Source organism: Mesorhizobium carmichaelinearum, assembly GCF_900199455.1.
Taxonomy (GTDB): Bacteria; Pseudomonadota; Alphaproteobacteria; order Rhizobiales; family Rhizobiaceae; genus Mesorhizobium; species Mesorhizobium carmichaelinearum.
The window spans coordinates 472,068-497,917 of the sequence record NZ_FZQR01000002.1; the positions used below are offsets into that span (position 1 = coordinate 472,068).

Sequence of the window (25,850 nt, forward strand, 5' to 3'; positions counted from 1 at the left end):
ATCGCCTGGTGACCCATCCGCAACAACAGGCTGTTCTCGCTGCCGCCGGCATCCACAAGCGCTTCGGCGCGCTTGTGGTGCTGGATGCGGTCGACTTCGCCATGGCCGCCGACGAGGCGGTCGGCATTGTCGGCCCGAACGGCGCCGGTAAGACCACGCTGCTCAGCGTGCTTTCAGGCGCCTTTCCGCCGAGTGCGGGCACGGTCAGCTTCAAAGGGGGCGATGTGACGGCGCTACCGGCGACGCAGCGCTGCCGGCTCGGCCTGGTGCGTACGCACCAGGTGCCAAAACCATTCAGCGGCATGACCACTTTCGAGAATGTCTTCGTCGCCGCCTCGCATGGGGCCGGCCTCGGCCGCGACGAGGCCTATGAGGAGGCGCTCGGTTCGCTCAAGCTGTGCGGCATGCTGGGTGTTGCCAACCGCCGCGCCGAGACGCTCGGCCTGCTCGACCGCAAGCGGCTGGAACTGGCACGCGCGCTGGCGGCAAGGCCGACGCTGCTTTTGCTGGACGAGATCGGCGGCGGGCTGACCGATGGCGAAGCCGGTGAGCTTGTCGACACGATCAAGGAATTGCGCCGGCGCAAGATCGGCATCGTCTGGATCGAACACATCGTCCACATTTTGCTGCAGGTGGCCGAGCGGCTGATCTGCATGGATGCGGGAAAAATCATCGCCGACGGCGAGCCGCAAGCCGTGATGGCCGACCCGGAGGTCGTGCGCGCCTATCTCGGCGGAGGCCCGAAATGAGCCTGCTGTCGGTCGAGAACCTGGTTGTCCGCCACGGCCTCTTACAGGCGGTGCGCGGCGTGAGCTTCACGGTGCAGCGCGGCGAGACGCTGGCGCTGGTCGGCGCCAATGGCGCCGGCAAAACGACACTGCTCAGGGCGATCGCCGGCGCACACCAGCCGGCCGCTGGCCGCGTGCTGCTGGATGGCGCCGATCTCACCAGCGTGCCGTCGCACAGACGCGTCGGCATGGGCATCGCGCTGGTGCCTGAGGGGCGAAAGCTGTTCGTGCAGATGACGGTCGAAGAAAACCTTCTGCTCGGCAAGACGGCCGGCCGGCCGGGCGACTGGAGCGTCGACAAGGTGCTGGAGATGTTCCCCAATCTGAAGCCGCGCCGCCATGCCAAGACGGGCCATCTCTCGGGCGGCGAGCAGCAGGCGACGGCGATCGGCCGCGCGCTGATGAGCAATCCGGACGTGCTTTTGCTCGACGAGGTTTCGCTCGGCCTGTCGCCGCTGATCGTCGATCGTGTCTATGCGGCCCTGCAAGGGTTGATCGTTTCCGGCACGACGATCATCCTCGTCGAACAGGACCTCAACCGCGCGCTGTCGGTCTCCAACCGAGTCATCTGCATGCTCGAAGGGCGCGTGGCGCTTGAAGGGCCGAGCAAAGCAGTTTCGCGCGACGATGTGACGAAAGCCTATTTCGGCCTGCACCGGAAAAGCCCCGGGAGCGTTCCGGCATGAGCAATCAGATCATCCAGGGCATTCTTCTCGGCGGCTACTATGCGCTGATCGCCTGCGGCCTGTCCTTCATGTTTTCGGTGATGCGCATCATCAACCTCGCCCATGGCAGTCTTGCCGTGTTCGCCGCCTTTGCGCTGTGGTGGCTGGCCTCGCGGTTCCATATCTCGCCGTTCCTCGGCCTGCTCATCGTGCTACCTCTGATGGCGGCGATCGGCTGGGCGCTGCAGCGCTTCCTGCTCGAACGCAGCGCGCGCGGCGGTGCGCTGCTACCGATCCTGACCACGTTCGGCCTGGCGATCGTCATCGACAACATGCTGTTCGAGCAGTTCGGCGCCGATACGCGTTCGCTGGCGCCCTATATCGGCAGCCTGTCCTACGATTCCTGGGAATGGCCGGGCAGCATCTATGTCGGCAAGCTCGCGGTGATCATGTTTGCCACCGCCGTGATCCTGCTTGGCGGGCTGCAGCTTTTCCTCACCCGCACCAGGCTAGGCCGCTCCATCCGCGCCACTTCGGAGGATCCGGACACCGCCGGTCTCGTCGGCGTCGATGCGCGCCGCGCCAACGCCATTGCGGCTGCAATAGCCATGGTCACGGTCGGTCTTGCCGGCGCCTTCCTCGGCATGCGCGCCACCTTCGATCCTTATGCCGGCGCGCCGCAATTGCTGTTCGCCTTCGAGGCCGCGGTCATCGGTGGCGCCGGTTCGCTGTGGGGCACGTTGATCGGTGGCATCGTGCTGGCGCTTGCGCAGACGCTTGGTGCGCAGGTGCATCCGCAGGGATTTCTGATCGGCGGCCATGCCGTGTTCCTTGTCGTGCTGTTCGTGCGGCTTTCGACATCCGGCCTCGGCCTGCGCGGCCTGTTGCGCCTGCCTTCGCGGAGCGCGCCATGAGTGCGGCCTCTACCTCGCCGGTTATCGAGCGCGGCACGACGACGTCGCGAATCGCGGCGATTGCGGTCGCTGTCATCATCGCGCTGCTCGCGATCGCGCCGCAATTCCTCTCGGCCGGCGCCGTCGACCGCATGACGGCGCTGTTCATCTATGTGATCCTGGCGGCGATGTGGAACGCGCTGGCCGGCTTCGGCGGCCTGGTCTCGGTCGGCCAGCAGGTGTTCTTCGGGCTCGGCGCCTATTTCGCCATCCGGCTGGCCGATGCCGGCCTCAACCCTTTCGCTTCGCTTTTCGTTTCGGCTGTCATTGTCGGCCTGGTTTCCTGGCCGCTCTCGCTGTTCATGCTGCGGCTGAGGAATGGCGAGTTCGCCATCGGCATGTGGGTGATCGCGGCGCTGACGCATCTCCTGGTCAATCTCGACCGGCTGGTGCAAGGCGAAACCGGTACGTCGCTGATCTCGCTCAACGTCTACGATGCCGGCACCAGGCGGGCTGTTATCTACTGGCTGGCGCTGGCCTCGATGACCGCCCTGCTCGCCATCCTGTTCGGCCTGCTGCGCGGCAGCACCGGTGCTGCCATCCGCGCCATCCGCGACAATGAGGATGCCGCCGCCTCGGTTGGCGTGCGTGTCACCGGCACCAAGCGGCTTTTGTTCGTGCTTGCCGCCTTCGGCATCGGCATTGCCGGCGCGCTGTGGCTGGCGACCTCCATCACCTTCCAGCCGAAAACCTACTTCAACGTGCAGTGGACCGCCTACATGATCTTCATGGTGCTGGTCGGCGGCATCGGCACGTTCGAGGGCGCCATTCTGGGCGCGCTGGTGTTCTTCCTCATCGAGACCTGGTTCGGCGGCACCGGCGTCTGGTACCTGGTCGGCCTTGGCGCCACCGCGGTGCTGTTCTCGCTTTTCCTGCCGCGCGGCCTGTGGGGGACGGTCGAGGAGCGTTTTGGGCTGCGCCTGCTGCCGGTCGGCTACCGTGTCAGGCTTCCGGGGAATGCTCCAGCCGATGAAGGAACTGCACCCTCGCTGGAGCGAACCACACTTGATCAGGAGAAGGCATGACCATGCTTTTCGGCAAGACGATCCTCATCACCGGTGTCGCCTCCGGCATCGGCGCGCGCACGGCGGAACTCGCCGGCCAACTTGGCGCCGATGTGATCGGCGTCGATGTGCGTGAGCCGGCCGCAGCGGCGGGCAGCTTCGTCAAGGCCGACATCTCGTCGAAGGCCGGTGTCGATGACCTCATCGCGCGCTTGCCGCAGCGCATCGATGCGCTCTGCAACGTCGCCGGGCTCTCCGGCAACACCGGTGCGGCAGCGACGCTGGCTGTCAATTTCTTTGGCCTCAGGGCGCTTTCGGAAGGCCTCGCGCCAAGGCTTCGCGAGGGCGGCGCCATCGTCAACGTCGCCTCGATCGCCGGCTATGGCTGGCGCGCCAATCTCAACCGCGCCGCCTCGATGGTCGGCATCGAGGGTTTTCCGGATGTCGCCAAGGTGGTCGAAGACCATGCGGTCAAGAACGAGGAAGGCTATCCCGTCTCCAAGGAACTGTTGCTGTTGTGGACCTTTCGTGCCGCGCATCAGGACCTGTTCAAGAGCCGTGGCATCCGCGTCAATGCGGTGAGCCCCGGACCTGTCGAGACGCCGATCCTGAAACAGTTCCGGACCGTGCTGGGTGACGCCCGGGTCGACAGCGACATTGCCAGGGTAGGACGGGCCGGCACGTCGGGCGACATCGCACCTGTCGTGCTGTTCCTGTGTTCGGACGGCGCACGCTGGGTCAATGGCGCGAATGTGCCGGTCGACGGCGGCCTCGAAGCATCGATCAATGCCGAAGTGCTCGGCTTCTAATTCAATGAGGCGCTCCTGATGGAGCGAGGGAGACAATCATGGATATCGGACTTCTGATCGACGGCGATAAAAGGGATGCGTCCGGTGCAGCCGCCTATGAGCGCATGGACCCGTTCACCGGCAAACTGGCAACGCGCGCCGCGGCGGCCGGCGTCGCCGACGCCAACGCCGCCGTCGAAGCCGCCGCAGCCGCCTTCACGACCTGGTCGAAGACCGGGCCTGGCGAGCGCCGCGCCTTACTGTCCAAGGCGGCTGACGTCATGGCCTCCAAGGTCGGCGAGTTCACGAAATTGATGATGGAAGAGACGGGAGCCACTGGTCCCTGGGCCGGCTTCAACGTCATGCTGGCGGCCAACATGCTGCGCGAGGCGGCGGCAATGACGACGCAGATCTCGGGGGAAATCATTCCCTCCGACAAGCCGGGCACGCTGGCAATGGCGATCCGTCAACCGGCCGGCGTGTGCCTCGGCATCGCGCCGTGGAATGCGCCGGTCATTCTCGGCACCCGCGCCATCGCCATGCCGATCGCCTGCGGCAACACCGTGGTGCTGAAGGCCTCGGAAATGTGCCCGGGCACACACCGGCTGATCGGCCAGGTGCTGGTCGAGGCCGGCCTGCCCAAGGGCGTCATCAATGTCGTCACCAATGACCCCAAGGATGCCGCTGGTATCGTGGAGGCGCTGGTCGCGCATCCCGCAGTCAAGCGCGTCAACTTCACCGGCTCGACCAAGGTCGGCCGGATCATCGCCGAACTCGCAGGGCGGCATCTGAAGCCAGCGCTGCTTGAACTCGGCGGCAAGGCGCCGCTGCTGGTGCTGGACGATGCCGACATCGATGCGGCGGTCAACGCGGCGACCTTCGGCGCCTTCATGCATCAGGGCCAGATCTGCATGTCGACCGAACGGCTGATCGTCGATGAAAAGGTCGCCGATGAATTCGTGACAAAGCTGGCGGCCCGGGCTTCCCAACTGCCGGCGGGTGATCCGCGCGGTCACGTCGTGCTGGGCTCGCTGATCAGCAGCCAGGCGGCCGACAAGATGGAGGAGCTTGTCGCCGACGCCGTTGGCAAAGGGGCCAAGCTTGTCGCCGGCGGTAAGCGGACAGGGACAGTGGTGGAGGCAACGTTGCTCGACCACGTCACGCCGGCAATGCGCGTCTATTCGGAAGAATCCTTCGGGCCGGTCAAGCCGGTCATCCGTGTGAAGGGCGCGGACGAGGCCGTGCGTGTCGCCAACGACACTGAATACGGCCTGTCGTCAGCCGTGTTCAGCCGCGATATCAAACGCGCCATGGCGGTCGCAGCGCGCATCGAAGCCGGCATCTGCCACATCAATGGCCCGACCGTCGGCGACGAGGCGCAAATGCCGTTCGGTGGCGTCAAGGGCTCGGGCTATGGCCGCTTCGGCGGCAAGGCCTCGATTGCCGAATTCACCGATCTGCGCTGGGTGACGATCGAGGATCCCGGCCAGCACTATCCGTTCTGAGCCGGCCTCGCTTTGGGCAACCGATAGCGAGGGATCAAACAGCCAGTGACGGCGTAAACCGAACACTGGCGGATCGCATCAGACCGGGCGCCAGTACGATGCAACCGGTGTCGATGCGGCCGCCCGTGTGGTTGAAGGCATCCGTGATGTTGCTGACCGGCTCGGCGCAAAAGAACGGCTCGCCTGGCGGCGTGTAGAGGACGAGGAAATCGAGCGGTGCTTCGGCCTCGATGTCCAGCTGCCGTCCGTGTTCGGGCCAGGAGATCCGAGCGCGGCGTTCCCATCCGGTGAAAACCGTGTCGAAATCCACTTCCGATACGTCAAAACCGATGGACGGGTCGGCTCCTACAGGCGGCAGGACATGCCTGACGGGCAGGACCTCCGTATCGGTTTCCCACATGCCGGATACCGGCGCCTGTACATGCGTCCATGGCGTCGACGGGAAATAGGGATGGAGGCCGAAGCCAGCCGGCATCGGCGCGTCCGACAGGTTGCGCACTGTTATGGTGATGCAAAGCCTGCCATCGGCCAGCGTGATCTCTTGCTCGGCCTCGTAGCTCCATGGCCAGGAATCGGCGGTGTGGCGATAGCGCAGGACGATCGTGCTGGTTTCATGCCTCACGACCGTCCAGGGCCGGCGCCAGCCATGACCATGCTCATGATGTGGATCGTCGGCAGTCGTCGGAAGCTGGATGGTGCGCCCGGCGAACTCGAAGCAGCCGCCCCTTATGCGATTGGAATAGGGAACGAGCGGGAAGCAGGCCATGGCGCCGGCATCGCGCCCGCTGATCGCCGCCGGATCCGCCGGGCGCAGCCAATCCACGGCAGCGCCATTGTGCCACCAGCGATACGACGCCAGCGCTCCGCCGGCGGCCGGCGCAATGTCGACAGTCGCAATGCCGTCGCTGATCGAAATCAGCTGCGTGTGCTGCGCGGCAACGGCAGCGAAATTCTTTGTCATCGGCGCTCCGCCGTCCCTTGACTCCAATCGCCACGGCTATAAGACATATCATATGAATAGTATGAAGAATAAGAAATCTTTCATCACGGCGCGCACGTCACGGGTTGCCGTGGCCGTTTCCAGTGGCTCCACCGCACTGCACGCAACGGTCGTCGAGCAGATCGGCCTGCGCATCGTGCAGGGCGACTTCCTGCCCGGCGAGGCCCTGCCCAATGCTGACGATTCCAGCGAGATGCTGGGGGTCAGCCGCACGGTGCTGCGCGAGGCGATCAAGGTGCTGGCCGGCAAGGGGCTGGTCGAATCGCGGCCGAAGACCGGCACACGGGTGCGCCCACGCGCCGACTGGAATTTCCTCGATCCGGACGTGCTGTCGTGGCGCTACGCCCGCGGCGTCAGCGCCGACGATGTCCGGGCGCTGTTCGAATTGCGCCGTGCCATCGAGCCGATGTCTGCAGCACTTGCCGCTCAGCGCGCCACACCCGCACAGATCGCCGAGATCCATGCGGCACTCGCCGAAATGGAAGCGGTGAGCGATGATGGCGACCGCTTCGCCAAGCCCGATCTGGTGTTCCACCAGACCATCCTGCGCATGACCGGCAACGAGCTGATCGGCTCGCTGGCGGCACTGGTCGAAACCGCACTGGTGATGAGCTTTCGCCTCTCCAACGACAATCCGGAAGGCCAGCGCCACTCCTTGCCACTGCATCGCGAGGTGGCCGAGAAGATCGCCGCCGGCGACGCCGCTGGCGCACAAAAAGCACTGCTGGTGCTCATCGACAACGCCGAGGACGACGTGCGTCGCAGCGTCGAGAACCGCAACGAGCGCCGCCAGGATCGGGAACAGACATCGTGACCGAGACCAGACGCAAACTGCGGTCCGAAGCCTGGTTCGGCGGTGAAGGCAAGAACGCCTTCATGCACCGCAGCTGGATGAAGAACCAGGGCATCCCGGCCGACGCCTTCGACGGTCGCCCGGTGATCGGCATCTGCAACACCTGGTCGGAACTGACGCCATGCAATGCCCATTTGCGGTTGCTCGCCGATCACGTCAAGCGCGGCGTCTATGAGGCCGGCGGCCTGCCGCTGGAGTTTCCGGTGATGTCGCTGGGCGAGAGCAACATGCGCCCGACCGCCATGCTGTTTCGCAATCTGGTCAGCATGGATGTCGAAGAATCCATTCGCGGCAATCCGATCGACGGCGTCATCCTGCTGGTCGGCTGCGACAAGACCACGCCGGCGCTGTTGATGGGGGCTGCCTCGTGCAACCTGCCGACCATCACCGTCTCCGGCGGGCCGATGCTCAACGGTAAATTCCGCGGGCAGGATATCGGCTCGGGCACACATGTCTGGAAATTCGCCGAAGAGGTGAAGGCCGGCCGCATGCCGGTCGCCGACTTCCTTGCCGCAGAACAGGGCCAGAGCCGGTCGGCCGGCAGTTGCATGACGATGGGCACGGCCTCGACCATGGCCAGCATGGTGGAAGCACTCGGCATCGGCATGCCGGACAACGCCGCGATCCCGGCGGTGGATTCGCGCCGTGGCGTGCTCGCCCAGATGGCCGGACGCCAGATCGTCGATCTCGTGCGCCGCGACGTGACGATTGCGCAGATCCTGACCAGGGAGGCGTTCGAGAATGCCATTCGCGTCAATGGCGCGATCGGCGGCTCGACCAACGCGGTGCTGCATCTGATCGCCATCGCCAACCGGGTCGGCGTCGATCTCAGCCTCGAGGACTGGGACCGCCTTGGCCGCGACGTTCCAACTATTGTCGACCTGATGCCGTCGGGCCGGTTCCTGATGGAAGATTTCTACTATGCCGGGGGGCTAGCTGCGGTCATGGCGTCGCTTGATGAAGTGGGGCTTCTTCATCGCGACGTCATGACCGTCAGCGACAAGACGATCGGTGAATTGATCGACGGCGCGCCCAACTATAATCGCGAGGTGATCCGGCCGCTGAGCGAGCCGCTGACCGAACAAGGCGGCATCTCGATCCTGCGCGGCAATCTGGCGCCCAACGGCGCCGTCATCAAGCCGTCGGCGGCAACGCCCGAACTGATGCAGCATCGCGGCAAGGCCGTCGTCTTCGAGAACATCGAGCATTACTACGCCCGCATCGACGATCCCGACCTGGACATCGACGCCTCCTCGGTGATGGTGCTGAAGAACTGCGGCCCGCGCGGCTATCCCGGCATGGCCGAGGTCGGCAACATGCCGCTGCCGGCGAAGCTGCTAAAGCAGGGCGTCTCCGACATGGTGCGCATTTCGGACGCGCGCATGAGCGGCACCGCCTACGGCACGGTGGTGCTGCATGTGGCGCCGGAGGCTGCGGCAGGTGGCGCACTGGCGCTGGTGCGCGACGGCGATCTCATCGAACTCGATGTCGTCGGCCGCCGGCTTGAGTTGCTGGTCTCGGACGAGGAACTGGCGATCCGCCGCCGCGACTGGCAGCCGCCGGCGCCGCCCGAAGGCGGCTACCAGAGCCTCTATGTCGAGCGCGTGCTGCAGGCCGACAAGGGCTGCGATTTCGACTTCCTCGTCGGCCGGCGCGATGCCGGCATCCCACGGCATTCCCACTAGGATAGGCGCGCAATGACGGATCCGATCGGCAGCTACGCGACCTATCCCAGCCTCAAGGGCCGCAGCATCTTCATCACCGGCGGCGGCAGCGGCATCGGCGAAAGCCTGGTGCGGCATTTCTGCGCGCAAGGCAGCCGCGTCGCCTTCGTCGATCTGGCCGAGGAACCATCCCGGCTGCTCGTCGATTCAATCGCTGCCGAAGGACATAGCGCGCCGCTGTTCATTCCTTGCGACCTGCGCGATGTCGAGCAGTTGCAGGCGGCAATCGTGCAAGCGATGCAGCACAATGGCCCGATCCAGGTGCTGTGCAATAATGCCGGCAATGACGACCGCCATCAGACCAAGGACGTGACGGTCGCTTACTGGGACGACCGCATGGCGGTCAATCTGCGCCACCAGTTCTTTGCAGCACAAGCGGTGCGCCCGCAGATGAGCGCGCTGGGCGGTGGCTCGATCATCAATTTCGGCTCAATCACCTGGATGGTCGGCGATCCCGATTGCCCGGCCTATGTCACCGCGAAAGCCGCTGTCTACGGCATGACGCGGGCGCTGGCCCGCGAACTCGGTCCCGAGCGCATCCGCGTCAACTGCATGGTGCCGGGCTGGGTGATGACCGAGCGCCAGATGCGGCTGTGGCTGAACCCGGCCGGCGAGCGCCAGATCGCGGAGAGGCAGTGCCTGCCCGACCGGCTGCAGCCCTCCGACATTGCGCGCATGGCGCTGTTCCTCGCCGCCGACGACAGCCTGATGTGCACGAGCCAGCAGTTCATTGTCGATGCGGGCTGGGTGTGACCCGCACGGCTCCAAGGGAAGAAGGTAGTCTCATGCGTCTTGTTCAGTTCAGAATGCCCGATGGCAGCAGGCGGGTCGGCCGCGTCTCCGATGACGGCAACCACCTGCATCCGCTCGACGAGACCGGCAGCGTACTGGAACTCGCCGAAGCGGCAATTGCCGAGGGCACTTCCATTGCATCGCTGGTCGAAAAGCGGACCGGCACCGCGACAGTCGACTATGACGCGGTGCTGCGCGATGGCCGTGTGCTCGCTCCTGTCGACCATCCGGAGCCGGCGCGCTTTCTGGTCACCGGAACCGGCCTGACCCACACCGGAAGTGCTGCCGCACGCAACCAGATGCATGTTCTGACCCATGGCGAAGGTGCCGACGAATCCGATTCCCTGAAAATCTTCCGCATGGGGCTGGAGGGCGGCAAGCCTGGCGCTGGCAAGATCGGCGTCCAGCCGGAGTGGTTCTTCAAGGGCGTCGGCACCTGCGTTGTGCCGCCAGGTGCCGAGCTGCCGATGCCGGCATTCGCGAAAGCCGGGGCAGAGGAAGCCGAGATCGTCGGGCTTTATCTCAATGGGCCGGATGGCCATCCCTATCGCATCGGCTATGCGCTCGGAAACGAATATTCCGACCACGTGACGGAGGGCGAGAACTACCTCTACCTCGCGCATTCCAAGCTTCGCTCCTGCTCGATCGGTCCGGAACTGCTGGTCGGCGACCTGCCCGAAGAGGTGCGCGGCCATTCCCGCATCCTGCGCGACGGCACCGTCATCTGGGAGCAGGAGTTCCTGTCAGGCGAAGCGCACATGTCGCACGCGATCGCCAATCTCGAGCACTTCCATTTCCGCTACCCGATGCACCGCCGGGCGGGCGACCTGCACGCCTATTTCTTCGGTGCGGCGGTGATGAGCTACGCCTCCGGCGTCAAGACGGCCTCCGGCGACGAGTATGAAATCCAGGCACAGACATTCGGCAAGCCACTGCGCAACCGGATGGTGTCGGTGCCGGACGAGGGACTGGTCACCGTCACCCCGCTGTGACGGCAAAGGTCCGGAATTCACGGTCCACCAGAACGACAATGGGAGATTGAAAATGGGACTGAAGAAAGCGTTTCTAAGACTGGCGACACTCGGGCTCGGCATCGGCCTGATGACCTCGGCGGCGCTGGCCGCGAACCTGCGCGTGCTGGCCTGGGACGGCTACGCCGACCCGGACTGGGTCAAGGACTTCACCGCCACCACCGGCATCGGCGTCGATGTCGTCTTCATCGGCAGCGATGACGAGATTTGGGCCAAGATCAAGGGCAGCGAAGGCCAGGATTTCGACGTCTTCGCCGTCAACACCGCCCAGTTGCAGCGGTACATCAAGGCCGACCTGGTGTCGCCGATCGATATCACGAAGCTGTCGAACCAGAAGGACGTGCTGCCGCGCTTCCGCGATCTGTCGCAGGTCAGCGGCGACACCAAGGACGGCAAGGTCTACGGCATTCCATTCTGCTTCGATTCCATCGGGCTGATCTACGACACCGACAAGGTCAAGCCTGCGCCGACCTCGATGTCGGTGCTCTGGGATCCGGCCTACAAGGGCAAGATCCTGGCCTATGATAATGGCGAGCACAATTTCTCGTTCACCGCCCTGACGCTCGGCTACAAGGACCCGTTCAACCTCGACGCGGAGCAGATGGCCGCGGTCAAGGCCAAACTGGTCGAGCTCAAGCGCAACGTGCTGAGCTTCTACACCACTGCCGACGAGGCGCAGCAGATCTACCAGAACAATGACGTTGCCCTGATCTGGGCCAATTACGGCCAGCAGCAGGTCAAGGCGCTGCAGAAGATCGGCGCCCATGTCGCCTACGTCAATCCGAGCGAGGGCGCGCTGGCCTGGCTCGACAATTGGGTCATCTCCAAGGGTGCCCGCGACACTGCGGCGGCCGAGAAATGGATCGACTTCATGCTGACGAAGAAGGTCAGCGGCGCGCTTTCCGAGCGCACCGGCTTCGGCAACACCGTGGTCGAGTCGAGCAGCGCCGGCGGCAATGACAAGCTGGTCTGGCTCAACAATGTCGAGGACCCGCTCAAGCGCTCGGATCTGTGGAACGAGATCAAGGCGACGCCCTGATCCTTTCCGCAGCCTGACTTCGAAGGACCCGGCGGTCCGGACATTCCGGACCGCCGCAGCGTATGCGAGAATAGCCTATGAACCTGAACACCGACCTGCTGACGCTGCGGTCCGTCTCGAAATCCTACGGCACGGTTCCCGTGCTGCACGACATCGACCTGTCGATCAAGGACGGCGAGTTCCTGACCGTGCTTGGACCATCGGGATCCGGCAAGACCACGGTGCTGCGGCTGATCGGCGGGCTGGAACCGCTGACCGCGGGCGAGATCCGCCTCGACGGCCAGGATATCAGCCGCATGCCGATCAACAGGCGGCCGTTCAACACCGTGTTCCAGGACTATGCGCTGTTCCCGCATATGACCGTTTCCGGCAATGTCGGCTATGGGCTTTCGGTGCGCCATATCCAGCGCAAGGAGATCGCGCGCCGCGTCGCGGAAGCGCTGGAACTGGTGCAGCTCGGACGTTTCGCCGACCGCTTCCCAGCACAGCTTTCCGGAGGCCAGCGCCAACGCGTCGCGCTCGCCCGCGCGCTGATCTGCCAGCCGCGCCTGATCCTGCTTGACGAACCGCTGGCCGCTCTCGACCTAGAGCTACGCCGGCAGATGCAGGAATTCCTGAAATCCATCCAGCGCGAGATCAAGACCACCTTCCTGTTCGTCACCCACGACCAGGAAGAAGCGATCGGCATGGCCGACCGGATCTGCGTCATGCAGGCCGGCCATATCCGCCAGCTTGGTACGCCGCACGAGCTCTACTACAAGCCGAATTGCGAGTTCGTGGCGCGCTTCTTCGGGGAGAACAATCTGGTGGCTGGAAAGCTCGGTCCCGTCCAGGGCGAGCAGCGGCCGATCGAGACGGCACTTGGCCGCCTGATCTGCTCGATCAGCGACCAGCTCCATCTGAAGACTGCCCCGGATGGCGCCAGCGCCTTCGCGGCATTCCGTCCCGAGGCCTTGCGTCTTGCGGATGCGACGGACAGCGGCAACCGTTTTTCCGGCACCATCGCCGACCTGGCCTTTGCCGGCTCATCTACCGTTGCCACCGTAACGGCGGGTGCGGACACTGCAGTGCAACGCCTGCGGCTGCGCATGCCGAGCCGGATCGACGGCAGCGCGCTCAAGTCCGGCGAGACGGTCTCGCTTTCGTTTGCGCCGCATGAAGGCCATCTGGTGCTGGCATGAGCGTGGCCGCCACGACGCAGCCCGCGGAAAAGCGTTTGTCGCTGCTGGTGACGGTGCTGGCTTTCGCCTTGCCGGTGATCTTCGTCCTGGTGCCGCTGGCGATCTTCCTGGTCTACAGTTTCTTCAGCGTCGACCAGGGCACGATCGTCTTCGCGCCGACGCTGGGCAACTATGCCAGGTTCTTCACCGACCCGATCTTCCTGCCGGTGTTCTGGAACACCATCGTGCTGTGCGTGTCGGTGGCCGTGATCTGCATCCTGCTCGCCTATCCCGCCGCCTATTTCCTGACGACGCTCAAGGGGCGGTGGCGCTACGCCTTGCTGATGCTGCTTCTGGTGCCGCTCTTGATGAGCTACGTCATCAAGATCTACGCGATCCGCAGCATCCTCGGCCTCAACGGCTTCCTCAACAAGGCGCTAGTGGCGCTCGGCATCCTGGATCAGCCGTCGACGCTTTTCGTCTTCAACATGAACGCTATCCTGTTGACGCTGAGCCTGCTTTTGATCCCCTTCGCCATCCTGCCGATCTTCCTGTCGCTGGAGCGGATTCCGCAGACCTTGCTGCGCGCTTCCGACGATCTTGGCGCGAGCGGCCTGCAGACATTCCTGCGCATCACCTTGCCGCTCAGCCTGCCCGGCGTCGCCTCGGCGGCAAGCTTCGTCTTCGTGCTGGCGATCGGCGATTTCCTGACGCCGCAGATGGTCGGCGGGATCAGCGGCTTCACCTTCGGCCGCATCCTCTACAGCCAGTTCGGCACGGCCTATAACTGGCCGTTCGGCGCCGCACTCTCGGTGGCGCTGGCGATCGTGGTGATCTGCGCCATCCTCATCGGCGAACGCTTCGGGCGCAACCGGGGAACGTCGATATGAACGCCCTGCCCCGGCCCTCCACCATCTTCCTGGCCGCGATCACGACGCTGGTCGCGGTGTTGCTCTACAGCCCACTGTTCGTGCCTATCGTGTCGTCGTTCTTCACGGTTTCGCATGGCAATGTCGACTGGTCTTCGCCAACCCTCTCAACCTATGTCGCACTGGCCGAAAACCACGACATATTGGCCGCCTTGCGCACCACGCTGATCGTCGGCGTTTGCACCGTCGTGCTTTCGGTGGTCAGCGGAACGCTGCTGGCGCTCTATTATCACGGGCGCCGCTCGGGACGCTCGATCCTGCAGTTCATCATCTTCCTGCCGTTCCTGATGCCGCCGATCATCAGCGGCCTGGCGCTGCTGATCTTCTTCCGCGAGATCGGTCTCGAGCGCTCGCTGTTGACGGTCGTCATCGGGCACACCGTTTTCGTGCTGGCGATCGTCTACCGCACCGTGCTGATGCGGCTGCAGTCGATGAGCCGCACGCTGGTCGAAGCCTCCTACGATCTCGGCGCCACGGGCTGGCAGACCTTCTGGCGCATCATCCTGCCGAACCTGTCGAGCGCCATGGTGGGCGGCGCCATCCTGGCCTTCGCGCTGTCATTCGACGAAACGATGATCACCATCCTGGTCACCGGCACACAGAGCACGCTGCCGGTCCGATTGTGGGCGATGATGCGGCTTGGCTTCTCGCCCGACATCAATGCGTTGGTCGCACTGATCCTGATGTTCACCGTGCTGCTCTGCGTGCTCGCCGCCCGCTTTCTGATCCCCAGGCAGATGGCGACGGAACGAACCTGAGTGCCGGCTTACAGGGCGACACTTATCATCGGGCCATTGGATCGAGATCGAAGACACGCCCCGGATTGAGGATGTTCCTCGGGTCGAGTGCCGTCTTCAGCCGCCGCATCGTGGCGATCTCGGCATCGCTGCGAACCAGATGCAGCCACTGTTTCTTGTCGAGGCCGATGCCATGCTCGGCCGAAACGCCACCGCCCGCCGCCGCCACGCCGCGATAGATGATGCCGTAGGCCGCCGCCGGATCCGCCGTCAGGACCTGATAGTGCAGATTGCCGTCGCCGAGATGGCCGAAGACATAGATGTCGGCGCCGGGATCCACGGCATGAATGGCGGCGTCGGCTTCCTGCAGGAACGCGCCCATGCGCGCCAGCGGGATACTGATGTCGACGCCTATCAGGCCTTTGATCGAAAACAGGACGCGATTGGCGTCTTCCCGGACATCCCACAGCGCACGGAATTCACGCGGCGACTGCGAGACGACGACATCGTCGACCACGCCGTCCTCGACCGCCTGCATCAGGACCTCGGCGAAGCGTTCACCGTCGCGCTCGGGCTCGCTGCCCTGGATTTCGGCCAGCACATAGACGGGTGAGCCTGCCGGCAACGGTGCCGGCATAGCCATGCTGGCGGCCATGACGTCATAGAGCGGTGCGAAATTGACCTCATAGGCTGACAATAACGGGCCGAGCTTTTGCCGCAGCAGCCCCAGCAAGGCGATCGCCGCGTCGAGCGAAGCGAGCGCGCAAAAGGCGTTCACCTCGGAGGCCGGTTTCGGATGCAGCCGGAGCGCGGCGCGGGTGACGACGCCAAGCGTGCCTTCCGCGCCGACGAAGAGCTGGCCGAGGTCGTAGCCGGAATTGTCCTTGGGCAGGCCCTTAAGCGAGGACAGCACGCTGCCATCGGCAAGCACCGCCTCCAGCCCCAGCACCTGCGCCCGGTACATGCCGTAGCGCAGCACGCGGATGCCGCCGGCATTGGTGGCGATGTTGCCGCCGACGGTGGCCGAACCGCGCGCGCCGATGTCGACACCGAACATCAGCCCGGCACTATCGGCCGCCTCCTGCACCGCCTGCAGCGTCGCACCGGCGTCGGCGACGATGCTGGCGGCTTGACTGTCCGGCGTGGCGAGGCCGGTCATGCGCTCCAGCGACAGCACGATCTCGCCCGGCTGGACGCGTGTGCCGCCGGCCAGTCCGGTGCGGCCGCCCTGGACGACGACCGGTTGGCCGACAGCATTGCACCCGGCGAGTGCCGCCGCGACACCGACGGTATCGCGCGGGCGCAGCACCACTTCGGGCAGTGCGCCAAGCTTGCCGTCGGGATCGTCGCGATAGCGCTGGTCGACATCAGAGCCGGCGAGCACGCCGCCGGCGCCCAGCCGATCGCCTAGGGCGGAGAGAAGTCGTTGCGTTTCGGGCGACATCGGGCTCAGGCGCCTGTGTGGCGAAGCGCATCGTCGGCATCCGCCGACCGGATGGCCCGATGAGTATTTCCGTCCGACACGCTCGCCATCCCTCAATTGCAGCCGGCCGATCCTATTCGGGATCGCCTGCCGTGCAAGCGATATCGGCCTGTCTAAGCGATGCCGGCATCAATCGCGATGTGACGCGATTGATGCCGGAAGAGTTGCGCGGCCTTACTGAAGCTTGGCTTGCAGCGCGTTGACGTCGTCGGTGGTCATTTCACCGTCGGTCGTCACCTTGCCGTCGACGATCTTCCACAGCCGGAACGGGCCGGTGATGTCGCCATATTTGTCGAAGGCGACCGGGCCGATGACGCCTTCGTAGCGGATCGGCTTGCCGTCCTTGATCAGGCCGAGCGCCTTGGCGAACTCCTCCTTGCCGGCGAAGATCGGCGTGCCGGCCGGATCGACCGCCTTGTACATGGCATCCTTGATCTTGGCCGGATCCTCGGAACCGGCAATGGCGATGGCGAGACCAACGATGGCGCCGGCGTCATAGGAACGGTCGGCCGCTGGATTGGACGGCTCGATGCCGGAGAATTCCTTGTAGTTCTTCATGAAGTAATCGGTGGAAGCCGTCGGGCTGGTGCCGGACGAGGTGCCATAGGCATCCTTGAGATAATCGGCGCCGACGGATTCAATGAAATCCGGGCTGTTCATGCCGTCATTGAGCAGGAATTTCTGCACGCCGCCTTGCGAAATCCAGGTGCGGGCAACGGTTGCGCCGTCGACCGGCGTGCTGACCAGATAGAGCCCGTCCGGTTCACCCGCCATCGCCGCCGTGACTTCGGAGGCGTAGCTCGACTGCTTCTCGTTGTAGGGCGTGTCGGAGACGATGGTGCCGCCGAGCGCTTTGTAGGCGCGAGAGAATTCGGCCACCATGTTGACGCCGAAATCGTTGTTGACGTGGATGATCGACAGCTTCTTGAAGCCCTTGTCGATGGCGTATTTGGCGGCGGCGACGCCCTGCAGCGCATCGGAGGTGATGGTGCGGAAGAAGATGCCGTTGGTCTTGCCGTCGCGGCCGAGCGCGGTCAGTGTCGGCGACGATGAGGCCGGCGAGACCTGGACGATCTTGGCAGGCGCTGTGACCGAGGTCAGGATCGGGATAGACACCGACGAGATGATGCCGCCGATGATGACCGGCACTTTCTTGACCTGAACCAGCTGGGTCGCGGCATCGACCGCGATGTTGCCCTGGCTCTGGCTGTCGCGCGTGTCTGTGGCGAGATCGCAGCCGCGCACGCCGCCGGCTTCGTTGATGTCGCGGAAAGCCATTTCGACCGACTTGGCGCCGGCCTGGCCGTACTCTCCGGCCGGACCGGTCAGTTCCATGACGAGACCGACGGTGATCTTGCAGTCGGCGGCCTGCGCCGCACCCGCCATCGTGACGACAGCAAGTGCCGTGGTGAGCTGGAGTATCGTCTTTGTCATTGTTGTTCCCCTTTCGTTACTCGACTCTAATTTGATCTCTGGAGCCTGTTCAGCGTTCCGGCACCTGCAGCCAGGTTTCATGCAGATGTCGCCATTCGACGCCGTTGGGCGCCGATGAACTGGTGGTGAAGACGGCACTCGACTGGCGGCGGCTGTGCTTGCCTGCGCGCTGCTGCGCCTCGACGTAGAAAACGACGATCGTATCAGCGCTTTGCCAGCCGGGCCGGATGTCCTCGATCGAGATGGCAAAGCCGTCGTCGCATGTGGCGCGGCTGGAGCGGACATGATCGACGACAGCAGCACGATCGAGCACCTTGCCGTCCGGCGCGACCATGCTGAGGCCGTCACCCATGGCGCGCTCGAAGCGGTCGAAATCGACCTTGTCGGCGCGCCCGGGGACGAACCAGTTGACGAAGAAGCGATGCAGGTCGATGACCTCCGCGCTGGCCTTGGAAAACAGTGTAGCGTTGATCGTGCTCATGTGCGGCCTGCATTCAGATTGTAATGCATGATCGAGCCATGGCGGCCATGGCGGTCGCGCTCCAGCGTGTAGACGTCACCCAGTGGACCCTGGCTTTGCGAAATCACGGCCGCGATCTTCGCCCGGTCGTCGGCGTCGAGCGCGACGTCCATGATTTTCGCATTAGCCAGCGCATGCGCCTGGTTGCGGGCGCCGACGATGACGGCCGCCACTTGGCGCTGTTCAAGCACCCAGGCGCTTGCGATGGTGGCGATATCGACGCCGTGGCGATCACCGACCACTTTCAGCGCCCGAAGCAGTTGCTGGAACAGGTCCCAGCCGCCGAAGTCATCGATGATCAGCTTGTATTTGACCAGCGAGCGGTTTTCGAGCGGTGTCGCGGGTTCAGCAACGCCAAGCCATTTGTCGCTGAGGAAGCCGCCGGCGACGGAGCCATAGCAGAGGAAGCTGACGCCGTTTTTCTCAGCAAGTGCGGCGAGGCTGTTGCCCGGCCGCTGGTCGAGGACCGAGTATTGCAGCTGCTGGCTGATCAGCGGAATGCCGGCGCCGAGGATTTCGGCGAGCCGCGGCGTGTCGAAATTGGTGGTGCCGAGATTGCGCACCTTGCCCTCCAGCCGAAGTTCGTTGAGCCAGCCCATCGCCTCGACATAGCGAGGCTGATCATAGTCCCACCAATGGAATTGCACGAGATCGAGACGCTCGGTCTTCAGCCTGCGCAGGGACTGGTCGACAATGCCCCTGATGTAGTCGCGGCTGATCGTGGCCAGCCGTTCGAGATCTGGCACCAGCTTGGTGTGCACCTTCATTTTTGCGGCGACATCGAGGCCACGCTCGCTGGCCAGCCGCAGGCGTGCGGCGCCGATCAGTTCCTCGACGCCGGTGTAGATGTCGGCACAATCATAGGTCCAGATGCCCGCGTCGAAAGTGGCGATCAGGTCGGTGACAGCTTGCTGACGATCGATGGCGCCATGTCCGCCAGCGAGCTGCCAGCCACCGCGAATGACGCGCGAGATGGTGTAGCCGGGGCCGAGCTCGAAGGTCTTGGCGGTCATGTCTGGTCGTTCTCCTTCGGCAGCGGCACGGCCGTGGTTTCGGCATGGCTGAACCGCCGCTTGGCCAGCCTGACGATCCGCAGCCGGCTGGCGCAATTGGGATCGGGACAAGCGATCTCGGCGTCTGTGGTCATCCAGTCATTGCGGTCGGTCGGGCGCTGCTTTGCCGCGAGAAACGGCAATACGGAGGCAAGCGAATAGATCGAAAAACTCTGCCCTGCCGGCATCGACAGCATCTCGCCCTTGAGCTCGAAATAGTCGCCGGGCTTGGCGCCGCAATAGATCGGCTTGCCCTCGGGGATGACCGCCTCGACGCGAAGATCGAAGAGCTCGAAACTGTCGTCCGCCATGTCAGGCCTCCACCAGGCTGAAGGTGATGTCGCAGGCGCCGTTGCGGCGGATGATGCCGCAGGCAGCGGCGAACTGGTCGCGCTGATCGGTCCGCACCTGCGCCACCACGCTGCCGGCGAGCCAGCCGATCGGAAACAGAAGCCGCGCCCCTTGTCCGTAGTAGAGGCCGATGTCGAAAATCGCATTGGGATTGCCGCCCCAAATGCGCGGCGGCAAATAGGACAACACGATGTCGCCCGGCTGCGGCGTCAGCGTGGCATTCTCCGCCGGCAAGGGTTTGGCATAGGCCTCCCCTTCGAGATCGGCTGACGGAACCGGGCAGGAGATCTCAGGTCCCGTCCACATGGCATGAATGCCCGGGACGACGCGTGGCGTGGCGAGATACGCGATGAGAAAGGCAGCGTTTTCCGGCGCCTTTTCGGGCAGCAGCTGCGCCGTCACGGAAAGCTTCGAGCGCGACTCGGTGATGCTGATGGAGGTCATGTCTGGTCTTTCGTGGCGGCGGACTGAAGCTTGTCGCGCAGGAAAGCAAAAGGCCGGCTGATATCGGCCACCAATGCCTCGCGCGCCGCTTGCGCATCCTGCTTGGCGAGAGCTGCGACGATGCTGCGGTGATAGTGCGCGGTGTCGACCTCGCCGGCGTCGGAAAAGGCATAGATGGCAACGCGGATGCAGGGGCCCGATTGCAGCCACAGGCTTTCGATCATCGGGATCAGCACAGCCGAGCCGCAGCAGCGGTAGATCTCGAAATGGAAGCTCTGGTTGAGCGTCGCCTCGCGGTCGATATCCTTCTTGTGCTTCAGTGCCCGCATCTCGTCCCATTCGCCGAGCATGGCTTCGATTGAAGCGATCTGGCGCGGGCTCATGCGCGTGGCGGCAAGCGCAATCGCTTCGCCTTCGATGAGGGAGCGGGCGCGCAGAAGGTCGTCGATGCGCTCCAGCGTGATCGGCGGCACGCGCACCGAGCGGTTGGGCAGCGCTTCCAGCGCCTTTTCCGTGATGAGCCGGCCGAGCGCTTCGCGCACCGGCATGGTCGAGGTGACCAGCGCATCGGCCAGGCCACGGATGGTCAGCACCTGGTTCGGCTCGAACAGGCCGCCGATCAGAGCCCGGCGCAACTCGGAATAGACGCGATCCTGCACGGTCTCGCGGCCGACCGGCGTAAGCTGGGCTGCGATCGTTTCGTTGTTTCGCTCGATGGCAGCCTTTTGCATGGCATTCCCGGTCTTGGCCCGTTTTCGGCTTGCGGATGAAATTAAAGCCGAATAGCGTGATCAAAGCAAGTGTGATCACAAATCAAAAATCAGGAGGCGACAATGATCGTCTTCGGCCAGAGGGTTTGATGAGCGAGGCAGCGGAGCGCCAAGGGCAGGAGAGCCGGGCACCTGTTCTGACGGCAAGCCATGTCGTCAGACGGTTCGGCGGCCTTGTCGCCGTCAATGATGTCTCGTTTGATGTCAAAGCGGGCGAAATCCTCGGCCTGATCGGTCCGAACGGTGCCGGCAAGACGACGATGTTCGACCTGCTCGCCGGCAGCATATTGCCGACCAGCGGCGATATCCTGCTCAACGGCGCGCGCGTTTCGGGCGAAGCCGCGCATCTGCGCATCGGCCGTGGTCTTGGCCGCACCTTCCAGATCCCGCGCCCGCTGCCCAATCTGACGCTGATCGAAAACATCATGCTGGCGGCACAGGGCCAGGCCGGCGAAAGGCTGCTCGCCAACTTCGTCACGCCGTGGCGGGTGGCAGCGCAGGAAAAAGCGGCCAGGACAAAGGCGCTCGACCTGCTGGAACTCGTCACCCTCACCCATCTCGCGCATGAGCCGGCGCGCGTGCTTTCCGGCGGCCAGCGCAAACTGCTCGAACTCGCCCGCGTGATGATGGCCGACCCGGCGATCATCCTGCTTGACGAACCGGCGGCCGGCGTCAACGCGACGCTGCTCGAAGTCATCATCGACCGCATCCGCGACATCAATGCGCGCGGCATCACCTTCCTTTTGATCGAGCACAATATCGACATGGTGACGCGGCTCTGCCATCGGGTCCTCGTCATGGCGAGTGGCCAGTTGCTCAGCGAAGGCACGGCGGAAGAGGTCGCGCGCGACCCGCGCGTCATCGAGGCCTATCTCGGAGGCACGGCATGAGCGAGACCGTCCTCGACGTCCGTAATCTCGAGGCCGGCTATGAACCGGGCGTGCCGATCGTGCGCGGCGCCTCGATCATTGTCAGAAAAAGTGAGATCGTCGTCGTCCTCGGCCCCAACGGCGCCGGCAAGTCGAGCTTCATCAAGGCGATCGCCGGCCTCGTCCCGATCACCGGCGGCACCGTGTTCCTGGATGGCAAGGACATCACCGCGGCACCCGCCCACACCATGGTGCGGCTTGGGCTCGCCTTCGTGCCGCAGACAGAAAACATCTTTCCGCTGATGTCGGTTGAGGACAATCTCAAGGTTGCCTGCGGTATCCTCGAGCGGCGCGAGATCCCTGCCCGCATCGAGGAAATGTATGCCGCCTTCCCCGACCTCGTTCGCCAGCGCAGCACCGCCGCCGGCAATTTGTCGGGCGGGCAGCGGCAGATGTTGGCTGTCGCGCGCGCCCTGATCGTCCATCCCAAGGTGCTGGTGCTCGACGAACCGTCGGCCGGCCTGTCGCCGAAATTCGTCTCGATGGTGTTCGAGATGCTGGCCGGCATCCGCAAATCCGGGGTCACCATCCTTTTGGTCGAGCAGAATGCCAAGGCGGCACTGGCCATTGGCGACCGCGCCTATGTGCTGGTCGAAGGCAAGGACCGGCACGAGGGCATCGCTTCCGAACTGTGGAACGACCCTGTCGTCGCCGAACTCTATCTCGGCCAGCGCCCTTCTCACGCAGGCAAGGGAGGCGCGGCATGAGCCTGCAATTTGTCGTAGACGGGCTGCTGACCGGCTCGATGATCGGCCTCGGCGCCATCGGCGTGACGCTGACCTATTCGATCCTGCGCTTCTCCAATTTTGCCCATGGCGACTTCATGGCCTGGGGCACCTATGCGACACTTGCGGTCGTCAGTGCCATCGGTGCAACCTTCGGCAAGGTGGCGCCGATCGCACCTTTGTCCTTCGGCTGGCCGCTGCTTGTCGCACTGGTCATTGGCATGGCCTTCACCGCTATACTGGCGCTGCTACTCGACAAGGTGCTGTTTTCGCGGCTTCGCTCGCAGGGGCAAGCCATCATCGTGGTGATGGCGAGTTTTGGTGCCTCGATGGCGCTGCGCAGCCTGCTCGAATTCACCTTCACCTCGCGGCCGACCTATTTCAGCCGGGCGATCCAGATCGCCATGCCGGTCGGCTTCGGCATCCGCATCACACCCGACCAGATCGCACTTTTGCTGCTGACCGCCGTGCTGGTGCTCGGCGTGCATCTGTTGATGACGCGCACGCAGACCGGCCGTTCCATGCAGGCGCTCAGCCAGAATGCGGCACTGGCCCGCATCGTCGGCATCGACGTCGCCTCCGTGGTGCGCGTCACCTGGGTCATCGGCGGGGCGCTCGCCTGCGTCGCCGGCGTGATGATCGGCATCCTGGTACAGATCCGTCCTTTCATGGGCTTCGACATGCTGCTGCCGATGTTTGCCGCCGCCATTCTGGGCGGCATCGGCAGCATCCCCGGCGCGGTGCTCGGTGGCCTGATCATCGGGCTCGCCGAAGCCGGCGCGGTGCAGCTGATCGGTGCCGAATGGCGCGCCGCCGTCTCCTTCATCATCCTGATGGCGGTGCTGTTCGTGCGGCCGATCGGCCTGTTTGGTGTGAGGGAACGCTGATGGATCTGCTCGGCTACGGCGCCTTCTTCCTGACCACCGCGCTGATCTTTTCGCTGGTCACGCTGGGGCTCAATCTGCAGTGGGGCCTGATCGGACTGTTCAATGTCGGCCTCGCCGGCTTCGTCGCCATCGGCGCCTATACATCGGCGCTGCTGACCACACCTGACGATGCCGCACGACTCGGCGGCTTCGGCCTGCCGATCCTTGTCGGCTGGCTCGGCGCCATGGTCGTCGGCGGCATTGCCGCGGCGCTGACCGGCATGGCCACATTGCGGCTGAGATCCGACTATCTGGCGATCACCACATTCGGTGTCGCCGTGGTCGTACAGCTGGTCGCGCTCAATGCGCAGAAGCTGACCGGCGGGCCGTTCGGCATCGGTTTCATCCCACGTCCGTTCGGCAGCCTCGCTGAGGCGCCGCTGCTGTTCAACCTGTCGAACCTCGCCGTCGTCTCGGCCGTCACATTGATCGCCTACCTCGCCCTTGAGCATCTGTCGCGCAGCCCCTGGGGCCGCGTGCTGAAGGCCTTGCGGGAGGATGAGCGGGCGGCGATTTCGCTTGGCAAGAGCGCGCGCTTCTACCGCGTCCAGGCCTTTGCCGTCGGCGGCGCCATCATGGCACTGGCCGGCGCATTGCAGGCACATTTCACCGGTTTCATCGCGCCGGACAATTATCTGCCGATCCTGACCTTCCAGGTGTGGGTGATGCTGATCGTCGGCGGCTCGGGCAGCAATCTCGGCGCCGTCATCGGCAGCATTCTGGTCTGGGGAATATGGGCGGGGTCGGGCACACTGACCAGCGTGCTGTTCGCGCCCGAACAGCAGGCGCGTGCGGCCTCGCTGCAGATCGTCGCCATCGGCGTCATGCTCTGCGTCATCCTGCTGATCCGGCCGAACGGGCTGTTCGGCGACAGGCCGCGGCGGCCACGTCTGGGCAAGCAGGCGAAGGTGACTACGGCCAAGAGCAGTTCCGGCTCATGAACACTGCGATCCGGCCGGAAACGCACGACGCTTCACTCTGGCATGCCGTCAGCCGCAACCGCCGCGACCGGCCTGCGCTGTACGACGAGCTCAATGTCGACCTCGCCATTGTCGGCGGCGGCTTTGCCGGTCTGTCGACCGCGCTGCACGCCGCCGGGAAAGGACTTTCCGTCGCCGTCCTCGAAGCCGAGATCATCGCCTGGGGCGCGACCGGCAGGAATGCCGGTTTCGTCGTGCCGAACTTCGCCAAGATGGACCCGGACAGCATTCTTGCGCATCTCGGTCCCGAGCGAGGCGAGAGACTGATCGATTTCGCCGCCGACAGCGCCGATCTGGTCTTCGGCCTGATCAAGCGACACGGCATTGACTGCGACGCGGTGCAGAACGGATGGATCCAACCGGCGCATTCGCCCGCCGCGTTCGAGAAGGTCAAATCGCGCGCCGGGCAATGGGCGCGGCGCGGCCGGCCTGCCGTTACTCTGGATCGGCAGGAGGTCGAGGCGCTGACCGGCGCGCGTGGCTATGCCGGTGGCTGGATGGATCGTTCGGGCGGCGTGCTCAATCCGGTCGCCTACGCGAACGGGCTGGCCGATGCGGCGGAAAAGGCTGGCGCGAAGATCTTCGAGCGCACGCCGGTCGCCTCGGTCGATCGCATGGCCGATGGCTGGTCGCTGAAAACGCCATCGGGCTCGGTGCGTGCCGGCAAGGTGCTGATCGCCACCAACGCCTACGGCGGGTCGCTCAATCCGTTGCTGCAACGGACCTATTTTCCCCTGAGGATTTTCCAGATCGCGACCGAGCCGCTGCCGAGCGAAATCCGCACGCGGCTGCTTCCCGGCGGGCAAGGCGTTGGCGACACCAGGCGCAATCTCTTCACCTTCCGCTTCGATGCCGACAACCGGCTGATCAGCGGCGGCATGCATATCGTCGGCGCCGGTGCCGACACGCGCGTGCCGCAAACGATCTGGCGACGGCTCGCCAGGCATCTCGACTTGCCTAACCTGCCGCCGCTTGCCTATGGCTGGTCGGGAATGGCGGCGGTCGAACCGGATTTCCTGCCGCACCTCCTGGATCTCGGGCCGGGGCTGATCGCCGGCCGCGCCTGCAATGGGCGCGGCATCGCCATGACGACGGCGATGGGCAAGGTGCTGGCCGACTGGGCAGCCGGAACCGAGACACGCGATTTGCCGCTGCCGTTCGCTCCGCCGACGTCGATCCCTTTCCATGCGCTGCTGCGGCACGCGCCCAACGCGCTGCTCGGCTGGAGCATGCTGCGCGACCGACTGGACGAGACAGCATAGGCCGAC

27 protein-coding genes are annotated in these 25,850 nt (G+C 64.6%); 19 read left to right on the forward strand and 8 right to left on the reverse strand.

Going from position 1 to position 25,850, the window contains the following annotated elements:
• Nucleotides 1-5: 5 nt before the first annotated feature.
• Genes CKW40_RS05510 through CKW40_RS05535 form a run of 6 tightly spaced genes read left to right on the forward strand, consistent with a single transcriptional unit; the run spans nt 6 to nt 5,703 of the window.
• Nucleotides 6-749, forward strand: coding sequence for an ABC transporter ATP-binding protein (locus CKW40_RS05510; protein WP_095198900.1), 744 nt, complete (start codon nt 6-8; stop codon nt 747-749).
• Nucleotides 746-1,474, forward strand: a complete 729-nt coding sequence (locus tag CKW40_RS05515) for an ABC transporter ATP-binding protein (RefSeq protein ID WP_095198901.1) — start codon at nt 746-748, stop codon at nt 1,472-1,474. Before CKW40_RS05510 ends, CKW40_RS05515 begins: the two co-directional genes overlap by 4 nt.
• Nucleotides 1,471-2,367: a branched-chain amino acid ABC transporter permease gene (locus CKW40_RS05520; protein WP_095198902.1), complete on the forward strand. Its 897-nt coding sequence runs from the start codon at nt 1,471-1,473 to the stop codon at nt 2,365-2,367. Before CKW40_RS05515 ends, CKW40_RS05520 begins: the two co-directional genes overlap by 4 nt.
• On the forward strand, nt 2,364-3,431 hold the full coding sequence (locus CKW40_RS05525; protein ID WP_095198903.1) for a branched-chain amino acid ABC transporter permease: 1,068 nt from the start codon (nt 2,364-2,366) through the stop codon (nt 3,429-3,431). Before CKW40_RS05520 ends, CKW40_RS05525 begins: the two co-directional genes overlap by 4 nt.
• Before the next feature lie 2 nt (nt 3,432-3,433).
• Nucleotides 3,434-4,219: a coniferyl-alcohol dehydrogenase gene (locus CKW40_RS05530; protein ID WP_095199157.1), complete on the forward strand. Its 786-nt coding sequence runs from the start codon at nt 3,434-3,436 to the stop codon at nt 4,217-4,219.
• 38 nt (nt 4,220-4,257) lie between these two features.
• Nucleotides 4,258-5,703: an aldehyde dehydrogenase gene (locus CKW40_RS05535; protein WP_095198904.1), complete on the forward strand. Its 1,446-nt coding sequence runs from the start codon at nt 4,258-4,260 to the stop codon at nt 5,701-5,703.
• Between the two features lie 34 nt (nt 5,704-5,737).
• Here the strand turns inward: CKW40_RS05535 and CKW40_RS05540 are convergent, their stop codons facing one another.
• The gene (locus tag CKW40_RS05540; RefSeq protein ID WP_095198905.1) at nt 5,738-6,664 is read right to left on the reverse strand and encodes an aldose 1-epimerase; all 927 of its coding nucleotides are present in this window, start codon (nt 6,662-6,664) and stop codon (nt 5,738-5,740) included.
• Between the two features lie 61 nt (nt 6,665-6,725).
• Between CKW40_RS05540 and CKW40_RS05545 the strand changes: the two genes are divergently transcribed.
• From CKW40_RS05545 to CKW40_RS05580, 8 genes are all read left to right on the forward strand, one after another.
• On the forward strand, nt 6,726-7,517 hold the full coding sequence (locus tag CKW40_RS05545; protein ID WP_179297837.1) for a FadR/GntR family transcriptional regulator: 792 nt from the start codon (nt 6,726-6,728) through the stop codon (nt 7,515-7,517).
• Nucleotides 7,514-9,241, forward strand: coding sequence for an IlvD/Edd family dehydratase (locus CKW40_RS05550; protein ID WP_095198906.1), 1,728 nt, complete (start codon nt 7,514-7,516; stop codon nt 9,239-9,241). The genes CKW40_RS05545 and CKW40_RS05550 overlap by 4 nt, the downstream gene beginning before the upstream one ends.
• Nucleotides 9,242-9,253: 12 nt before the next feature.
• Nucleotides 9,254-10,033: an SDR family NAD(P)-dependent oxidoreductase gene (locus CKW40_RS05555; RefSeq protein ID WP_095198907.1), complete on the forward strand. Its 780-nt coding sequence runs from the start codon at nt 9,254-9,256 to the stop codon at nt 10,031-10,033.
• Between the two features lie 32 nt (nt 10,034-10,065).
• The gene (gene araD1 / locus CKW40_RS05560; RefSeq protein WP_095198908.1) at nt 10,066-11,064 is read left to right on the forward strand and encodes an AraD1 family protein; all 999 of its coding nucleotides are present in this window, start codon (nt 10,066-10,068) and stop codon (nt 11,062-11,064) included.
• Between the two features lie 52 nt (nt 11,065-11,116).
• Complete coding sequence (locus tag CKW40_RS05565; RefSeq protein ID WP_095198909.1) at nt 11,117-12,142, forward strand: ABC transporter substrate-binding protein; 1,026 nt, start codon at nt 11,117-11,119, stop codon at nt 12,140-12,142.
• Between the two features lie 77 nt (nt 12,143-12,219).
• Nucleotides 12,220-13,323, forward strand: coding sequence for an ABC transporter ATP-binding protein (locus CKW40_RS05570; RefSeq protein ID WP_095198910.1), 1,104 nt, complete (start codon nt 12,220-12,222; stop codon nt 13,321-13,323).
• Complete coding sequence (locus tag CKW40_RS05575; RefSeq protein WP_095198911.1) at nt 13,320-14,192, forward strand: ABC transporter permease; 873 nt, start codon at nt 13,320-13,322, stop codon at nt 14,190-14,192. Before CKW40_RS05570 ends, CKW40_RS05575 begins: the two co-directional genes overlap by 4 nt.
• Complete coding sequence (locus tag CKW40_RS05580) at nt 14,189-14,989, forward strand: ABC transporter permease (protein ID WP_095198912.1); 801 nt, start codon at nt 14,189-14,191, stop codon at nt 14,987-14,989. The genes CKW40_RS05575 and CKW40_RS05580 overlap by 4 nt, the downstream gene beginning before the upstream one ends.
• Before the next feature lie 25 nt (nt 14,990-15,014).
• Here the strand turns inward: CKW40_RS05580 and CKW40_RS05585 are convergent, their stop codons facing one another.
• The 7 genes from CKW40_RS05585 to CKW40_RS05615 all read right to left on the reverse strand — a co-directional run bounded on the left by CKW40_RS05585 (nt 15,015) and on the right by CKW40_RS05615 (nt 20,983).
• Nucleotides 15,015-16,412 carry an FAD-binding oxidoreductase gene (locus tag CKW40_RS05585; RefSeq protein WP_095198913.1) on the reverse strand — a complete coding sequence of 466 codons (1,398 nt, stop codon included), beginning with the start codon at nt 16,410-16,412 and terminating at the stop codon, nt 15,015-15,017.
• Nucleotides 16,413-16,625: 213 nt separating this feature from the next.
• Nucleotides 16,626-17,885: an ABC transporter substrate-binding protein gene (locus CKW40_RS05590; RefSeq protein WP_095198914.1), complete on the reverse strand. Its 1,260-nt coding sequence runs from the start codon at nt 17,883-17,885 to the stop codon at nt 16,626-16,628.
• Nucleotides 17,886-17,934: 49 nt separating this feature from the next.
• Entirely contained in the window at nt 17,935-18,366 is a 432-nt protein-coding gene (locus CKW40_RS05595; RefSeq protein WP_095198915.1) for a DUF4440 domain-containing protein, read from the reverse strand.
• Nucleotides 18,363-19,418, reverse strand: a complete 1,056-nt coding sequence (locus CKW40_RS05600) for an aldo/keto reductase (RefSeq protein WP_095198916.1) — start codon at nt 19,416-19,418, stop codon at nt 18,363-18,365. The genes CKW40_RS05595 and CKW40_RS05600 overlap by 4 nt, the downstream gene beginning before the upstream one ends.
• Nucleotides 19,415-19,768, reverse strand: a complete 354-nt coding sequence (locus tag CKW40_RS05605; protein ID WP_095198917.1) for a TIGR04076 family protein — start codon at nt 19,766-19,768, stop codon at nt 19,415-19,417. The genes CKW40_RS05600 and CKW40_RS05605 overlap by 4 nt, the downstream gene beginning before the upstream one ends.
• Nucleotide 19,769: 1 nt before the next feature.
• Nucleotides 19,770-20,252 (reverse strand): DUF3830 family protein, encoded by a 483-nt coding sequence (locus CKW40_RS05610; protein WP_095198918.1) that lies wholly within the window; start codon nt 20,250-20,252, stop codon nt 19,770-19,772.
• Nucleotides 20,249-20,983: a GntR family transcriptional regulator gene (locus CKW40_RS05615; protein WP_095198919.1), complete on the reverse strand. Its 735-nt coding sequence runs from the start codon at nt 20,981-20,983 to the stop codon at nt 20,249-20,251. Before CKW40_RS05615 ends, CKW40_RS05610 begins: the two co-directional genes overlap by 4 nt.
• Before the next feature lie 128 nt (nt 20,984-21,111).
• On the opposite strand from CKW40_RS05615, the gene CKW40_RS05620 reads away from it, so the two are divergent.
• From CKW40_RS05620 to CKW40_RS05640, 5 genes are read left to right on the forward strand one after another with little or no spacing between them, the layout of a single operon-like run.
• Nucleotides 21,112-21,912 carry an ABC transporter ATP-binding protein gene (locus CKW40_RS05620; RefSeq protein WP_095198920.1) on the forward strand — a complete coding sequence of 267 codons (801 nt, stop codon included), beginning with the start codon at nt 21,112-21,114 and terminating at the stop codon, nt 21,910-21,912.
• A complete protein-coding gene (locus tag CKW40_RS05625; RefSeq protein WP_095198921.1) occupies nt 21,909-22,658 on the forward strand; it encodes a branched-chain amino acid ABC transporter ATP-binding protein in 750 nt (249 codons plus the stop codon). The genes CKW40_RS05620 and CKW40_RS05625 overlap by 4 nt, the downstream gene beginning before the upstream one ends.
• Complete coding sequence (locus CKW40_RS05630) at nt 22,655-23,563, forward strand: branched-chain amino acid ABC transporter permease (protein WP_095198922.1); 909 nt, start codon at nt 22,655-22,657, stop codon at nt 23,561-23,563. The genes CKW40_RS05625 and CKW40_RS05630 overlap by 4 nt, the downstream gene beginning before the upstream one ends.
• Nucleotides 23,560-24,543 (forward strand): branched-chain amino acid ABC transporter permease, encoded by a 984-nt coding sequence (locus tag CKW40_RS05635; protein ID WP_179297856.1) that lies wholly within the window; start codon nt 23,560-23,562, stop codon nt 24,541-24,543. The genes CKW40_RS05630 and CKW40_RS05635 overlap by 4 nt, the downstream gene beginning before the upstream one ends.
• Nucleotides 24,540-25,844, forward strand: coding sequence for an NAD(P)/FAD-dependent oxidoreductase (locus CKW40_RS05640; RefSeq protein WP_095198924.1), 1,305 nt, complete (start codon nt 24,540-24,542; stop codon nt 25,842-25,844). Before CKW40_RS05635 ends, CKW40_RS05640 begins: the two co-directional genes overlap by 4 nt.
• Nucleotides 25,845-25,850: the final 6 nt, after the last annotated feature.